The following is a 13,960-nucleotide window of genomic DNA, read 5'->3' as shown; positions in this document are numbered from 1 at the left end:
CTGGGCGGCCCCTGGGGGATCCTCACCAGGATGCACCGAGGCCCCGGTGTCCGACTTCGGTCACCGGGGCCTCGGGTGTGCCGGGCGAGGCTCAGCCCTTGCGGGCCTTGATCTCCTCGGTCAGCTGCGGGACGACGTCGAAGAGGTCGCCGACGACGCCGTAGTCGACCAGCTCGAAGATCGGGGCCTCGGCGTCCTTGTTGACGGCCACGATCGTCTTGGAGGTCTGCATGCCGGCGCGGTGCTGGATCGCGCCGGAGATGCCGTTGGCGATGTACAGCTGCGGCGAGACCGACTTACCGGTCTGGCCGACCTGGTTGGTGTGCGGGTACCAGCCCGCGTCCACCGCGGCGCGCGAGGCACCGACGGCCGCGCCGAGGGAGTCGGCCAGCGCCTCGATGATCGAGAAGTTCTCGGCGCCGTTGACGCCACGGCCACCGGAGACCACGATCGCGGCCTCGGTCAGCTCCGGACGGCCCGTCGACTCGCGCGGGGTGCGGGCGGTCACCTTGGTGCCGGTCGCCTGGTCCGAGAAGGTCACGGCGAGCGCCTCGACCGCACCCGCGGCCGGGGCGGCCTCCACGGCGGCCGAGTTCGGCTTGACCGTGATGACCGGGGTGCCCTTGATGACACGGGACTTGGTGGTGAAGGACGCGGCGAACACCGACTGGGTGGCCACCGGGCCCTCGTCACCGGCCTCCAGGTCGACGGCGTCGGTGATGATGCCGGAGCCGATGCGCAGCGCCAGACGGGCGGCGATCTCCTTGCCCTCGGCGGAGGAGGGAACGAGGACGGCGGCCGGGGAGACGGCGTCGTAGGCGGCCTGCAGGGCGTCCACCTTCGGCACGACCAGGTACTCGGCGTACTCGGAGGCGTCGTGGGTGAGGACCTTCACCGCGCCGTGCTCGGCGAGCGCTGCGGCGGTGTCGGCGGCGCCGTTGCCCAGCGCGACGGCGACGGGCTCGCCGATGCGGCGGGCCAGGGTCAGCAGTTCGAGGGTGGGCTTGCGGACGGCACCGTCCACGTGGTCGACATAGACGAGGACTTCAGCCATGGGAATGCTCTCCTGCGAAACGAAGTTGAGGGGCGGTCAGCGGGGGCGAGCCGTCAGATGAACTTCTGGCTCGCGAGGAACTCAGCGAGCTGCTTGCCGCCCTCGCCCTCGTCCTTGACGATGGTGCCGGCCGTGCGCGCCGGGCGCTCGTTCGCGACCTCGACCTTGGTGAACGCACCCTCCAGGCCGACCTCCTCGGCCTCAATGTCCAGGTCGGACAGGTCCCAGGACTCCACCGGCTTCTTCTTCGCCGCCATGATGCCCTTGAAGGACGGGTAGCGCGCCTCGCCCGACTGGTCGGTCACGGACACGACCGCCGGGAGGGAGGCCTCCAGCTGCTCCGAGGCCGCGTCACCGTCACGGCGGCCCTTGACCACGCCGTCCTCGACGGAGACCTGGGAGAGCAGGGTGACCTGCGGGACGCCGAGGCGCTCGGCGACCAGGGCCGGGACGATACCGCCGGTGCCGTCGGTGGAGGCCATGCCGGAGACGACCAGGTCGAAGCCGGCCTTCTCGATCGCCTTGGCCAGCACCAGCGAGGTGCCGATGGCGTCGGTGCCGTGCAGGTCGTCGTCCTCGACGTGGATGGCCTTGTCGGCACCCATGGACAGGGCCTTGCGCAGCGCGTCCTTGGCGTCCTCGGGGCCCACGGTCAGGACGGTGACCTCGACGTCGTCGTCCGAGTTCTCCGAGATCTGCAGCGCCTGCTCGACCGCGTACTCGTCCAGCTCGGAGAGCAGGCCGTCCACGTCGTCGCGGTCGACGGTCAGGTCATCGGCGAAGTGCCGGTCGCCAGTGGCGTCGGGCACGTACTTCACAGTGACAACGATCCTCAAGCTCACGCCGGCTCTCCTACTGCATCGTCATTTCCGGGCTGCCTCTTGCAGGCAGCATAGGCGCCTCAAGCGGCCGATCCCGATCGGGGCGTCCGCGCGCTCCGAACGAAATATTACTCGTCAGTACACCCAGTTCACGCCCGCTAAGCAAGCGCTTTGAACTGTGACCTTCGCAACGCAGCGTAACCGGAACTCGACGCCTTCGCAGGAGAGGCCGGCGTGATCAATCCCGCAGGCCGTTGAAACGCCCCTGGTGGTACAGGAGCGGGCGGCCGGCCCCCGTGGGGTCGCCCAGGACGACCTCGGCGAGCACGATCCGGTGATCACCGGCCGGGACCCGGCCGACGATCCGGCAGACCAGCCAGGCGAGCACGTCGTCGAGCACCGGTACGCCTTCCGGGCCCTCGCGCCAGGAGGTGGGGGCGCCGAAGCGGTCGGCGCCGCTGCGGGCGAAGGTGCCGGCCAGCTCGCTCTGGTGCTCGCCGAGTATGTGCACGCCGACATGCTCCGCCTCGGCGATCGCCGGCCAGCTGGAGGCACCCGTGCCGATGCCGAAGGAGATCAGCGGGGGCTCGGCGGAGACCGAGGTGAGCGAGGTGGCGGTGAAGCCGACCGGGCCGGAGTCGCCGCGCGCGGTGATCACCGCGACACCGGCGGCGTGCCGGCGGAAGACCGAGCGGAGCAGGTCGGGAGAGGCGAGCCGAGGGGTGCCGAGTTGGGGCGTGGCCGTCATGGAGTTGTCCTTCTGCCGAGGGGACGTGTCGATGCGTAGCTGCTCAACAGCCCGGACAGCACGCGCTCGCGGTGCGGGCGAGGTCGACGTGGGCCCGCCGGTGGAGAAGGAGTTCGATCGGCATACGGTCAGGCTGACGATAGGTGGTGCGCGCAGTCAAGTGCGGTCCGGGATCCGGAAGGCGCCGTACCGTTTCCTGAGGCCCCCTCACACGGCCTCCCCCAGGGCCGCGATGACGTCGGCCTTGCGGGGCTGTCCGGCGGCGCGCCGCACCACGCGGCCGGTCGCGTCGAGGACGAGCACGGTGGGGGTCTTCAGGATCTCCAGGGCGCGTACGAGGTCCAGATGGGCCTCGGCGTCGATCTCGACGTGTGCCACGCCGGGGACCAGCGCCGCCACCTCGCCGAGGACGCGCCGGGTGGCCCGGCAGGGCGCGCAGAAGGCGCTGGAGAACTGCACGAGGGTGGCCCGCTCCCCCAGTTCGCCGCCCAGTTCGACGGCCCCCAGCCGCACCGCGTCGTCCTGCCCGCGCACCCGCACCCTCCCGATCCGCCGCAACCGCTCACCCTGCACCAGCGCCGGTCGGGCCGCGAAGATTCCCGGGCGGCGGAAGAAAGACGCCGGATGTAGGCCGACGTGACGAGGATCTCGCCGCCGCGGGGCACCAGGGCTGGCTACCCGTCCGTTCTTCGGGCACGATCTGCGAGACGCCGTAAACCTACGGCTGCGTAACTTTCCCGCCGGGAGCCCCCTTTCCCGAGCAGAGCAGAAAGGGTCCGTCCCGCCCATGGCAGAGCTGGTCTATCGTCCCGTCGTCGGTTTCGCCAAGACGTTGTTCAAGGTCTGGGACCTGAAGATCGACTGCCAGGGCTCGGCGAACATCCCGCGCTCGGGCGGGGCCGTGCTGGTGAGCAATCACATCAGCTACCTGGACTTCATCTTCAACGGCCTGGCGGCCCTCCCGCAGAAGCGCCTGGTGCGTTTCATGGCGAAGGAGTCGGTCTTCCGCCACAAGGTCTCCGGCCCGCTGATGCGCGGCATGAAGCACATCCCGGTGGACCGCGAGCAGGGTGAGGCGGCCTACGCGCACGCGATGGACTCGCTGCGCTCCGGCGAGATCATCGGGGTCTTCCCGGAGGCCACGATCTCCCAGTCGTTCACCCTGAAGAGCTTCAAGTCGGGCGCGGCCCGCCTCGCCCAGGAGGCCGGTGTCCCGCTGATCCCGATGGCGGTGTGGGGCACGCAGCGGCTGTGGACGAAGGGCCACCCGCGCAACTTCAAGCGCAGCCACCTGCCCGTCACGATCCGCGTCGGCGAGGCGGTCGAGGCCCCTCGCGACCAGTACGCGGGCGCCATCACCCGCCGCCTGCGCGAAGCCGTCCAGGAGCTCCTGGACGCCGCCCAGCGCGCCTACCCCGGCCGCCCCAAGGGCTCGGAGGACCCCTGGTGGCTCCCCGCCCACCTGGGCGGCACGGCACCGACAATGGACCAGCTGCGCACGGCCGAGGCCCACTGACCCCGTTCACCTCGCAGGAGACGCAGAGCACAGGAATGCGATCACCCGAGAGTCGACGACTTCTCGGGTGATCGCATACTTGTGTACAGCTACCGCGCCATCTCCTCCTTGAGCGCCGCCACGAAGGTATCGACGTCCTCCTCCGTGGTGTCGAAGGAGCACATCCAGCGCACCACTCCGGCGGCCTCGTCCCAGAAGTAGAACCGGAACCGCTTCTGCAGGCGCTCGCTCACGTCGTGCGGAAGCCGGGCGAAGACGCCGTTGGCCTGCACCGGGTAGAGGATCTCCACCCCGTGCACCGCCCGCACGCCCTCGGCGAGCCGCTGGGCCATCTCGTTGGCGTGCCGGGCGTTGCGCAGCCACAGGTCCTTCGCCAGCAGCGCCTCCAACTGCACCGACACGAAGCGCATCTTGGAGGCGAGCTGCATCGACATCTTGCGCAGGTGCTTCATCTGCCGCACCGCGTCCTGGTTGATGACGACGACGGCCTCACCGAGGACGGCGCCGTTCTTCGTGCCGCCGAGCGAGAGGATGTCGACGCCGACCGCGTTGGTGAACGTCCGCATGGGCACGTTCAGTGAGGCGGCCGCGTTGGCTATGCGCGAGCCGTCCAGGTGCACCTTCATGCCACGGGCGTGGGCGTGCTCGCAGATCGCGCGGATCTCGTCCGGCGTGTAGAGCGTGCCGAGCTCCGTGCTCTGGGTGATCGAGACGACCTGCGGCATCGCGCGGTGCTCGTCCTCCCAGCCGTACGCCTGCCGGTCGATCAGCTCCGGCGTGAGCTTGCCGTCGGGTGTGGGCACGGTGAGCAGCTTCAGGCCGCCCATGCGCTCGGGGGCGCCGCCCTCGTCGACGTTGATGTGCGCGCTCTCGGCGCAGATCACCGCGCCCCAGCGGTCGGTGACCGCCTGGAGCGCGACGACGTTCGCGCCGGTGCCGTTGAAGACCGGGAAGGCCTCCGCGGTGGCCCCGAAATGGCCGCGGATGATCCGCTGGAGGTTCTCGGTGTACTCGTCCTCGCCGTACGCCACCTGATGGCCGCCATTGGCCAGGGCCAGGGCGGCCAGCACCTCGGGGTGCGCTCCGGCGTAGTTGTCACTGGCGAAACCGCGGACCTGCGGGTCGTGGTGGCGACGCGCGTCGGTCCTGGGGGGGTTCACGGCTTCTCGGTCAGCCACAGACGGTTTCCGTTCACTTCGGCGGCGGACTTGTCCCAGACGCCCTCGATGGCCGCGGCCAGGTCCTTGACGTCCGTGAAGCCCGCGAACTTCGCGTTGGGGCGTTCGGCGCGCATCGCGTCGTGCACCAGCGCCTTCACCACCAGGATGGCAGCCGCCGAGCGCGGCCCCTCCTCACCCCCCGCCTTGCGGAAGCCGTCGGCCATGGCGAGCGTCCAGGCCTCGGCGGCGGCCTTGGCCGCGGAGTACGCCGCGTTGCCCGCGGTGGGCTTCGAGGCGCCGGCGGCGCTGATCAGCAGATAGCGGCCGCGGTCGCTGCGCTGCAGGGCGTCGTAGAAGGCCAGGGAGGTGTGCTGGACGGTGCGGATCAGCAGCTTCTCCAGCAGGTCCCAGTCGGCGAGGTCGGTCTCGGCGAAGGTCGCGCCGCCGCGCCAGCCGCCGACGAGGTGGACCAGACCGTCGATCCGGCCGTGGTCCTTCTCGATACGGTCGGCCCAGGCCCGGGTGTCCTCCAGGTCGAGCAGGTCGACCGTATCGCCGGTGACCGTGGCGCCGCCGCGGGCATAGCGGGCCGCGTCCACGGCCTCAGCCAGGCGCTCGGGGTTGTTGTCGGCGCCGACGACGACCGCACCGGCCTCGGCGAGCCGGACCAGCGTCGCGTGCCCGGCGGGTCCGCCCGCGCCGGCCACCGCGATCACCGCACCACTGAGAGACCCGTTCCCCACCATGTTCTTCCCCTCTTGAGGAGTGTTCTTCGGGCGGTCGCTCACGCGGCGATCCGCTCGGCGCCGTCCGCCCTGATGCCCTTGGTCGCGGCGATCACGTTCTTGAGCTTCTTGGACAGCGCCTCATAGAACATGCTGAGCGGAAACTCGTCCGCAAGCACGTCGTCCACGAGTTTGCGCGGCGGCTGGGTCAGGTCCAGCGCGTCCGGGCCCTTGGCCCACTTGGAGCCGGGGTGCGGGGCGAGGTAGGTCGCGACCAGCTCGTAGCCGGCGAACCAGTGCACCAGCTTCGGGCGGTCGATGCCGTCCTTGTAGAGCTTCTCGATCTCGGCGCACAGCTGGTTGGTGACCTGCGGGGCGCGCTCCCAGTCGATGGAGAGCTTGTTGTCGGTCCAGCGCAGGACGTCGTGCTTGTGCAGGTAGGCGAAGAGCAGCTGGCCGCCGAGGCCGTCGTAGTTGCGGACGCGGTCGCCGGTGACCGGGAAGCGGAACATCCGGTCGAAGAGTACCGCGTACTGCACGTCACGGGCCTGCGGGATGCCGTCCGCCTGGAGCTTCACGGCCTCCTTGAAGGCGGTGAGGTCACAGCGCAGCTCCTCCAGGCCGTACATCCAGAACGGCTGGCGCTGCTTGATCATGAACGGGTCGAACGGCAGGTCGCCGTGGCTGTGGGTGCGGTCGTGCACCATGTCCCAGAGCACGAAGGCCTCTTCGCAGCGCTTCTGATCGTGGACCATCGCGGCGACGTCCTCGGGCAGCGACACGCCCAGGAGGTCGACGGCCGCCTCGGTGACCCGGCGGAAGCGGGCGGCCTCGCGGTCGCAGAAGATGCCACCCCAGGAGAAACGTTCCGGCGCCTCGCGTACGGCGATGGTCTCCGGGAAGAGGACGGCCGAGTTCGTGTCGTAGCCGGACGTGAAGTCCTCGAAGGTGATGCCGCAGAACAGCGGGTTGTCGTAACGGGTGCGCTCCAGCTCGGCCAGCCAGTCCGGCCAGACCATGCGCAGCACGACCGCCTCCAGGTTGCGGTCCAGGTTGCCGTTCTGCGTGTACATCGGGAAGACGACCAGGTGCTGCAGGCCGTCCGCGCGGTTCGCGGCGGGCTGGAAGGCCAGCAGGGAGTCCAGGAAGTCGGGCACCTCGAAGCCGCCCTCGACCCAGCGGCCCAGGTCGCGCACGAGGGCCTCGTGGTACGCCTTGTCGTGCGGGAGCAGCGGGGAGAGCTGCTCGACCGCGTCGACGACACGCCGCACGGCGGCCTCGGCATCGGCCGGGGCGGGGGCGCCCTCGGCCGTGAAGTCGATCGACCCGTCCTTGCTCTGCCATGGCCGGATCTGCTCCACGGCATCCTTGAGCACGGGCCAGGCCGGGTGCTCGATCACCCTGGTCGACGAAGGAATCTGCCCCTTCGCAGCCGCCTGCACAAGAATTTCCGTCATGTCCCATCCTCCACGGGAGAACCTCGCGTATGGACACCGTATGCGTACCCCGTTTACGCCATCAAGAGGCAGACCGGGAAATTTTTCTGTTCGATCGCGTGACAGCCGCCAATTTTCCTGCATCGCAGCGTGACGACGCTCACTTCCGTCGCGTGCACGGGATCCTGACGCAGTGCCGATCCGGTCGGCCAGGAGAACGGGGACGCGCCCACGAGTGGGTGACGGCAGGGGCGCAAACCGGCCAGTTGAGGCGCGCGACGTGCACCCGGACGGCGTGCACGTGCGGGTTCATCGCGGGTCCCGGCGATTAGGCTGCGAGCCTGGCCCGCGCGGACGACGGCGTCCGCCCGTCCCGCGCGCGCCGAGCCGCCGTCGACGGAAGCGAGTCGAACCTTGAACTTCCTTACCATCGGTCACCGCGGGGTCATGGGTGTCGAACCCGAGAACACCCTTCGTTCCTTCGTCGCCGCGCAGGACGCCGGCCTCGATCTCATCGAACTCGATCTGCACCTGAGCAAGGACGGCGCCCTGGTCGTCATGCACGACGCGGAGGTGGACCGTACGACCGACGGTTCCGGGCCGATCGCCGAGAAGACCCTGGCCGAGCTGCGCTCCCTGGACGCGGGCCGCGGTGAGCGGGTGCCGGTGTTCGAGGAGGTGCTGGACGCGGTGCGCACGCCGCTCCAGGCCGGGATCAAGGATGTGGCGGCGGCCCGGGCGCTGGCGAAGGTGATGCACGAGCGGGACCTCGTCGGGCGGGTGGAGGTGTCCTCGTTCGACGACGAGGCGGTCGCCGAGATCGTCCGGCTGGTGCCGGGGGTGCGCACCGCGCTGGTCGCGGGGAGCTACGGCCCCGACGTGGTGGAGCGGGCCGTGGCGGTCGGCGCCCCGACCCTGTGTCTGAACATCCGCCGGATCACCCTGGAGATCGTCGAGCACGCGCGCGCGTCCGGCCTGCGGATCATCGGCTGGGTGGTCAACACACAGGACCATCTGCGGCTGGTGCGCGCGCTGGAGCTGGACGGCGCGACGACCGACTTCCCGGAGATCAAGCGCACCGGCCGCTTCACCGCGTGAGGCTCACGCCAGCGGCTTGACCAGCAGCTCGAACTGGAGGTCGGCACGCTGCGGGATGCCGAAGCGCTCGTCGCCGTACGGGAACGGGCTCATCTGTCCCGTACGGCGGTAGCCGCGGCGCTCGTACCAGGCGATGAGATCGTCCCGTACGGAGATCACCGTCATGTGCATCGCGGTGACGCCCCAGTCCTCGCGCACCCGGCGTTCGGCCTCGGCCATGACGGCCTTGCCGAGGCCGGAGCCCTGGAGCGTGGGGCGGACCGCGAACATGCCGAAGTAGGCGTGGTCACCGCGGTGTTCGAGCTGGCAGCAGGCGATGATACGGCCGTCCCGCTCCACCACCAGCAGCCGGCTGTCCGGCGACTTGATCACGTCGAGCACGCCCTCGGGGTCGGTGCGCTGGCCTTCCAGGATGTCCGCCTCGGTGGTCCACCCGGCCCGGCTGGCGTCACCGCGGTACGCCGACTCGATCAGCGCGACCAGGGCGTCGACGTCGGCGTCTGTGGCGTCACGGAAGGTGAGTCCGGCGGCGGGCGTGTCCATGGGCGGCCTTTCGATCTCGGGCGTGGCTGAGCCAGGGTCGAGGGTAACCCTGCCAGTAGGCTCCGCCGGCATGGTGCATGTACTCAGCAGCCGGACGCTGCTCACCCCCACCGACCCCGAGCGTGCCCGCGCCTTCTACGGCAAGCTGCTGGGACTGTCCGTCTACCGCGAGTTCGGTACCGGTCCCGAGCGCGGGACGGTCTACTTCCTCGGCGGCGGCTTCCTGGAGATCTCCGGCCGCTCCGAGACCCCACCGTCGCCCGCGGTACGGCTGTGGCTCCAGGTGGACGATGCGACGGCCGCGCACGAGGAGTTGCGGGCCAGGGGCGTCGACATCCTCCGGGCACCGGTGAAGGAGCCGTGGGGCCTGATCGAGATGTGGATCACCGATCCGGACGGCGTCCGCATCGCGTTGGTGGAGGTCCCGGCGGATCATCCGATGCGGTATCGGCCGGGGGTCTGAGGGGGCGAAGGTCCGGGGTGGGGGTCGGGCGAGGAGGGAACGAGGAGGGAAGTGGTGCGGGGCGGCTGGGGATCGGGCGGCCGGCTCGTGCTCGGGCCCGCTCGGATGGCCGGGTCCGTGGGCCGGGGTTAGCGTGCCGGGAGGGGCTTCGCGCGGCGCGGGAGGCCCGACTGTCTGCCCCTGTGCCCTTCTGTCCCGCCTGCGTCTCTGTCTCTCTGCCCTTCACCCGCCTCTGCCCCTCCGGAAGGAGCCGTCATGGAGTTCGACAAGCCGGTGATCGGTGGCCCGTGCTGGGTCGAGTTGGGGACCAGGGATCTGGAGGGGGCCAAGCGGTTCTACGCCGAGTTGTTCGGCTGGCGGCCGGAGACGGACACGCGGTCGGAGGCGGGTGGGTACACGGTGGCGCATCTGGGTGACGCGCCGGTCGCCGGGCTCACCCCGCTGTACCAGGAGTCCCAGCCGGTGGCGTGGAACGTCTCGTTCGCCGTGCCGGACGCGGACGCGGCGGTTCGGCGCGTGGAGGAGGCCGGCGGGACGGTGGTCCTCGGCCCGATGGACGTGTTCGACGCGGGCCGGTTCGCGGTCGTCCTCGACCCGACCGGCGCGGCGTTCCAGCTGTGGCAGGCCCGGACCTTTCCGGGCGCCGGCCTGTTCAACGCGCCCGGCGCCCTCGGCTGGGTGGAGCTGGCCACCCGGGAGACCGACCGGGCCCGCGACTTCTACACGACGGTGTTCGACTGGAGCGCCGAGTCCTCCGAGTGGTACACGGAGTGGGCCCTCGGCGGTGCGGAGTTCGGCGGCATGGCCGACATGGGCGACCGGTTCCCGCCCGAGGCACCCGCGCACTGGATGCCGTACTTCGCGGTGGCCGACGTGGACGCCACCGCGGAGGTCGCGGACCGGGCGGGCGGTGCCGTCGTGCTGGCCCCCGTGACGGTGCCGGACGGCCCGCGCATCGCGGTGCTGCGGGATCCGCAGGGCGCGGCGTTCGGGGTACACCTCGCGGGCACGGAGAGCTGAGCCGCGGCTTGCCCTCCAGCCGGCACGTACCCATGCGGCACGCGCGACGGGGACCCCGACAAGGTGCAGTACGTGGGCGTGTCGGACTGGACCGCCTGGGCGATCACTCATGCCAACACCCCTGCGTGGCTGAGGAGTTGGACGAGCTTGGCGGATCTGCAGCTGCGCTACAGCCTCCTGGAGCGCACCCCGGAGTGCAAACTCCTGCCGCAGACATGGGCGTTCGACCGGCGTGTTCGCCTGGGCACCGCTGGCGTCGGGCAAGCTCACCGGCACGTACCGGCGCGGGGAGCCGGGCCGGCTGACTGCAACCGGCGACCGAGCCGGAGGCCTGGGAGGAGGACGTGATCAGCACCCGTCCTGGACTGCGACCCCGCGCCGCTATGCGCGCAGCGCCCCCATGCGGCCCTCCAGCCGGCTGAGCAACTCGCCCAGCAGACCGGCGAGTTCACCCTGTCCTTCCGGGTCCAGGACCGCCAGTACGGCGGTCTCGTAGGCGAGTTGCTCGGGGAGGATGCCGTCGACGAGGTCACGGCCGGCGTCGGTGAGCCGGAGGTGGGCGACGCGGCGGTCGCGGGTGTCGCCGCGCCGCTCGACCAGTCCACGTTCGGTCAGCTGTTTGAGCCGCTTGGTCACGGCGGCCCCGGAGGAGAAGGTCTCCCGGGCCAGCTCCCCCGCGGTCAGCTCGTGACCGGTGCGGCGCAGCGCGCCGAGCAGGTCGAACTCCGCACGGCTGAGACCGGCCCGCCGCAGCGGCGCGTCCTCGGCCTGCTGAAGGAGAGCGGCGCATCGGTTGATACGTCCGATGACCTCCATGGGCCCGGTGTCCAGCCCGGGATGCACCGCCCGCCACTGCTGAACCACGCCGGCGACGGTGTCACCCGCCCCGGCACCACGCCCGATACCGGCGGCTGCTCCGGTGCCGCGGCCGGTTCTGATGCCGGTGCCGGAGCCGGCATCGGTGCCAGGGCCCGAGCTGGTCCCAGAGCCGGATTCAACGCCGGAACCCGAGCCAATGCCGGTCCCAGAGCCGATGCCGGCGCCAGAGCCGGTGCCCATACCGGAGCCAGAGGCAGGGCCGGAGGCAGTGCCAGAGCCAGAGCCGGAGGCAGTGCCGGAGGCGGGGTCGATGCCGGCTCCGGACCCGGAATCCACGCCGCCCCCGGTCTCCGCCCCCGTTCCGGCGCCGGCGTCGGCCATGGTCGCCACGCGCCGCGCTCGCACGCCCGTCGGGGCTTCCGCTTCCCCCGGCCGCACGCCGGTCGAAGCATGTGCGTCCCTTGGCCGCACGCCGGCCGAAACCTCGGCCCCCCTCGACCGCGCGCCGGCCGAGACCTCGGCATCCGCTCGCCCTGCACCGACCGGAACCTCAACGTCCCCTCGCCCCCCACCAGCCGAGGCCCCAGCGTCCCGTCGCCCCCCACCACCCCGCTCCGCTCCGCCGCCAGGCCTCGCCTCCGTCCCTGGAGCCGAAACCGGAACCGATACCGGAACCGAAGCCGCGCCCGCCCAGGCCTCTGCCCCCGCGCCCGTGCCCGCTCCGTCGTCCCCGGGCGCCGGTCCGTCGTTCGTCGCCGTCATGGCCGTATGTCCTCCGTCGCCCTGCCCGGGCCCTGGCCCCGGTCGCGGGCCTGGGCCTCGTTCTGCCACGGTACGAACCCCTGGCGTCGTACCGTCGCCGCGAGCGTACGGTGTCCGCTCTGCTCCGCGAGCACGACCCGCTCCTCGGGCAGAGCGCGCTGCCACCACTCGCCGGCCGCGGCGTCGGCCGTGGCGCGCAGGTCGGCGAGGGCGGCGGTGAGGCCGCGGCGGGCGGACTCCAGGGCGTGGGGTGCCGGGTGCGGCTCGGCGAGCAGCCGGGCGGCGTTCTCGCGGGCGCGTTCCGCCGTGGTCAGGGCGTGTTCGAGGCGGTCGCCGGCGCGCCGGTTGGTGACGGCGACGGCCGCGACGAAGCCGACCACCGCGCCGACGAGGGTGTCCAGGACCCGTTCGGTGATCAGGCGGCCGGGATCCTGGCTGCGGGCGAACTCGGTGATGAGCAGGGCCATCGGGGTCACGCAGACGCTGCCGAGCCAGTAGTTGCGGCCGATCAGCGCCTCGGCGCCGAAGTTGAGGGCGAGGCAGCACAGCACCAGGACGGCCGGGTGGAGATGGGCGAACGGGGCGAGGGCGGCGAAGGCGAGCACGCCGACGAGGTTGCCGACGACGCGCTGGACGCCTCGGCTCCAGGTGAGGGTGACGTTCGCCTGATAGAGGGAGGCCGCTGTGACCAGGGCCCAGTACGGGCGGCCGACGCCGAGCGCAAGAGAGGCGTAGCCGGCAAGGGCGCAGCCGATCGCGGTGCGCGCGGCGATCGGCGCCAGTGGAGCGAGCCGCTGCCACGACTTCCTTTGCGGACGGTCGAGTGCCAGCTCCAGGCCGAGGAGCTCGTCGGCCGGCTCGCGGGGCAGCTCGACCCTCGGGATCCGGCCGGTGCCCCGCAGTTCGCGGGCCCAGGCGCGCAGCCGGTCGGGGTCGCTGTCGGCGGGGGCGGCGAGGGCGACCTCGGCCCGCACCAGGAGCTGTTCGAGGGCGCGTCGTGCGCGGTCGGGGCGGGCGGCGAGCAGGGACTGCCAGGCGGCGTGGATCGCGGCGGCGCTCGCCGCGCGGACCCTGGCGTGTCCGTCGCCGGTGCCGTCCGTGGCGGCGTACGCGGCGGCGGAGTTCAGGGCCTGGGCGGTGGCGCGGCGTTCGGGGCCGTGCGGGCGCAGCAGCCCGGGTGCCATGCCGACCAGCCAGGCCCAGGCGCCCGCCGCCAGGGCCAGCCCGACATGCCCGGGGACCTCGCCGAGAGTCTGCGGGGCGAACAGCGAGGCGGAGCTGATGAAGGTGAGGACCACGTTGGCGGGCGGTCCGACCCGGGTGGCGTCGCACACGGCCTTCTGCACGGCCGCCATGACGGCGCCGACGGTGACCAGGACGACGGCGTCGGTGGTGAGCGACGCCGCGAGCAGCGAGAGCGCGAGGCCGCCGACCATGCCGAGCACCACCCACGCGAGGACGCGGGCCCGGGCGGCGTAGGGCCGGTTGTGGCCGTAGAGGGCGCACAGCGATCCGGCCATCGTGTACATGGCGAGGTCGAGACGGCCGAGCGCCAAAAGGATCAGATTGGGCGGGGCGACCGCGGCGACCACGCTCAGCGCGGGCTTGAACCAGATGTCCGAGGGCCGCCCGAGGCGGAGCACTCCAGCGAGGGGAAGACGGCGGGTCACACTGCTCATACCCATCAATTTAGCATGTGTTTTACTCGTAAAATATCTCTGCCTCGGCGGCCCTCACCAGCCGTGCTCCGCCGAACGCTCCCCGTGTACACCCTTGCGCTCGCGTGCGCCCCGCA

General features: G+C 71.4%; 14 protein-coding genes and 1 pseudogene. 5 read left to right on the top strand and 10 right to left on the bottom strand.

Features of this window, described 5'->3' with window-relative positions; genetic code table 11:
- Positions 1 to 91: 91 nt before the first annotated feature.
- The 4 genes from LE548_RS07595 to LE548_RS07580 form a co-directional block, all read right to left on the bottom strand.
- Entirely contained in the window at positions 92 to 1,054 is a 963-nt protein-coding gene (locus tag LE548_RS07595; protein WP_225095880.1) for an electron transfer flavoprotein subunit alpha/FixB family protein, read from the bottom strand.
- A gap of 53 nt (positions 1,055 to 1,107) precedes the next feature.
- Positions 1,108 to 1,896 (bottom strand): electron transfer flavoprotein subunit beta/FixA family protein, encoded by a 789-nt coding sequence (locus LE548_RS07590; RefSeq protein WP_225095879.1) that lies wholly within the window; start codon positions 1,894 to 1,896, stop codon positions 1,108 to 1,110.
- Positions 1,897 to 2,113: 217 nt separating this feature from the next.
- Positions 2,114 to 2,623, bottom strand: coding sequence for a flavin reductase family protein (locus LE548_RS07585; protein WP_225095878.1), 510 nt, complete (start codon positions 2,621 to 2,623; stop codon positions 2,114 to 2,116).
- 207 nt (positions 2,624 to 2,830) lie between these two features.
- Positions 2,831 to 3,220: a thioredoxin family protein gene (locus LE548_RS07580; protein ID WP_374116039.1), complete on the bottom strand. Its 390-nt coding sequence runs from the start codon at positions 3,218 to 3,220 to the stop codon at positions 2,831 to 2,833.
- Between the two features lie 190 nt (positions 3,221 to 3,410).
- On the opposite strand from LE548_RS07580, the gene LE548_RS07575 reads away from it, so the two are divergent.
- Positions 3,411 to 4,139, top strand: coding sequence for a 1-acyl-sn-glycerol-3-phosphate acyltransferase (locus LE548_RS07575; RefSeq protein WP_225095877.1), 729 nt, complete (start codon positions 3,411 to 3,413; stop codon positions 4,137 to 4,139).
- 89 nt (positions 4,140 to 4,228) lie between these two features.
- Here LE548_RS07575 and LE548_RS07570 read toward each other — a convergent pair whose 3' ends face one another.
- The 3 genes from LE548_RS07570 to LE548_RS07560 are packed head-to-tail and all read right to left on the bottom strand — an operon-like array spanning position 4,229 to position 7,481.
- Positions 4,229 to 5,299 carry a low specificity L-threonine aldolase gene (locus LE548_RS07570; RefSeq protein ID WP_225095876.1) on the bottom strand — a complete coding sequence of 357 codons (1,071 nt, stop codon included), beginning with the start codon at positions 5,297 to 5,299 and terminating at the stop codon, positions 4,229 to 4,231.
- Positions 5,296 to 6,042, bottom strand: coding sequence for an SDR family oxidoreductase (locus LE548_RS07565; RefSeq protein WP_225096113.1), 747 nt, complete (start codon positions 6,040 to 6,042; stop codon positions 5,296 to 5,298). Before LE548_RS07565 ends, LE548_RS07570 begins: the two co-directional genes overlap by 4 nt.
- A 41-nt stretch (positions 6,043 to 6,083) precedes the next feature.
- Positions 6,084 to 7,481 carry a DUF6421 family protein gene (locus tag LE548_RS07560; RefSeq protein ID WP_225095875.1) on the bottom strand — a complete coding sequence of 466 codons (1,398 nt, stop codon included), beginning with the start codon at positions 7,479 to 7,481 and terminating at the stop codon, positions 6,084 to 6,086.
- A gap of 393 nt (positions 7,482 to 7,874) precedes the next feature.
- Between LE548_RS07560 and LE548_RS07555 the strand changes: the two genes are divergently transcribed.
- The gene (locus tag LE548_RS07555) at positions 7,875 to 8,558 is read left to right on the top strand and encodes a glycerophosphodiester phosphodiesterase family protein (RefSeq protein ID WP_225095874.1); all 684 of its coding nucleotides are present in this window, start codon (positions 7,875 to 7,877) and stop codon (positions 8,556 to 8,558) included.
- A 3-nt stretch (positions 8,559 to 8,561) separates the two neighbouring features.
- On the opposite strand, the gene LE548_RS07550 is transcribed toward LE548_RS07555, so the two are convergent.
- Positions 8,562 to 9,101 (bottom strand): GNAT family N-acetyltransferase, encoded by a 540-nt coding sequence (locus LE548_RS07550; RefSeq protein WP_225095873.1) that lies wholly within the window; start codon positions 9,099 to 9,101, stop codon positions 8,562 to 8,564.
- 70 nt (positions 9,102 to 9,171) lie between these two features.
- Here LE548_RS07550 and LE548_RS07545 point away from each other — a divergent pair, with 70 nt between their 5' ends.
- The 3 genes and pseudogenes from LE548_RS07545 to LE548_RS07535 form a co-directional block, all read left to right on the top strand.
- Positions 9,172 to 9,564, top strand: coding sequence for a VOC family protein (locus LE548_RS07545; protein ID WP_225095872.1), 393 nt, complete (start codon positions 9,172 to 9,174; stop codon positions 9,562 to 9,564).
- Between the two features lie 255 nt (positions 9,565 to 9,819).
- Complete coding sequence (locus LE548_RS07540) at positions 9,820 to 10,584, top strand: VOC family protein (protein WP_225095871.1); 765 nt, start codon at positions 9,820 to 9,822, stop codon at positions 10,582 to 10,584.
- A gap of 60 nt (positions 10,585 to 10,644) precedes the next feature.
- Positions 10,645 to 10,888: pseudogene (locus LE548_RS07535) on the top strand (aldo/keto reductase); the annotation flags it as partial.
- Positions 10,889 to 10,965: 77 nt separating this feature from the next.
- On the opposite strand, the gene LE548_RS07530 reads toward LE548_RS07535, so the two are convergent.
- Both LE548_RS07530 and LE548_RS07525 read right to left on the bottom strand, forming a co-directional pair.
- Positions 10,966 to 11,523 (bottom strand): MarR family winged helix-turn-helix transcriptional regulator, encoded by a 558-nt coding sequence (locus LE548_RS07530; RefSeq protein ID WP_225096112.1) that lies wholly within the window; start codon positions 11,521 to 11,523, stop codon positions 10,966 to 10,968.
- Positions 11,524 to 12,161: 638 nt separating this feature from the next.
- Positions 12,162 to 13,844: an FUSC family protein gene (locus LE548_RS07525; RefSeq protein ID WP_225095870.1), complete on the bottom strand. Its 1,683-nt coding sequence runs from the start codon at positions 13,842 to 13,844 to the stop codon at positions 12,162 to 12,164.
- Between the last annotated feature and the right edge of the window lie 116 nt (positions 13,845 to 13,960).

Origin of the sequence: Streptomyces sp. CoH27 (genome assembly GCF_020181035.1) — a bacterium.
GTDB lineage: Bacteria > Actinomycetota > Actinomycetes > Streptomycetales > Streptomycetaceae > Streptomyces > Streptomyces camelliae.
This window is presented reverse-complemented; position numbering and strand designations above follow the sequence as displayed.

What these genes read in the sequence shown, in the direction of transcription:
- LE548_RS07575 (WP_225095877.1), top strand. Translation starts at nt 3,411, where the DNA reads ATGGCAGAGCTGGTCTATCGTCCCGTCGTCGGTTTCGCCAAGACGTTG.
- LE548_RS07525 (WP_225095870.1), bottom strand. Translation starts at nt 13,844, where the DNA reads ATGAGCAGTGTGACCCGCCGTCTTCCCCTCGCTGGAGTGCTCCGCCTC.
- LE548_RS07560 (WP_225095875.1), bottom strand. Translation starts at nt 7,481, where the DNA reads ATGACGGAAATTCTTGTGCAGGCGGCTGCGAAGGGGCAGATTCCTTCG.
- LE548_RS07585 (WP_225095878.1), bottom strand. Translation starts at nt 2,623, where the DNA reads ATGACGGCCACGCCCCAACTCGGCACCCCTCGGCTCGCCTCTCCCGAC.
- LE548_RS07540 (WP_225095871.1), top strand. Translation starts at nt 9,820, where the DNA reads ATGGAGTTCGACAAGCCGGTGATCGGTGGCCCGTGCTGGGTCGAGTTG.
- LE548_RS07545 (WP_225095872.1), top strand. Translation starts at nt 9,172, where the DNA reads ATGGTGCATGTACTCAGCAGCCGGACGCTGCTCACCCCCACCGACCCC.
- LE548_RS07595 (WP_225095880.1), bottom strand. Translation starts at nt 1,054, where the DNA reads ATGGCTGAAGTCCTCGTCTATGTCGACCACGTGGACGGTGCCGTCCGC.
- LE548_RS07550 (WP_225095873.1), bottom strand. Translation starts at nt 9,101, where the DNA reads ATGGACACGCCCGCCGCCGGACTCACCTTCCGTGACGCCACAGACGCC.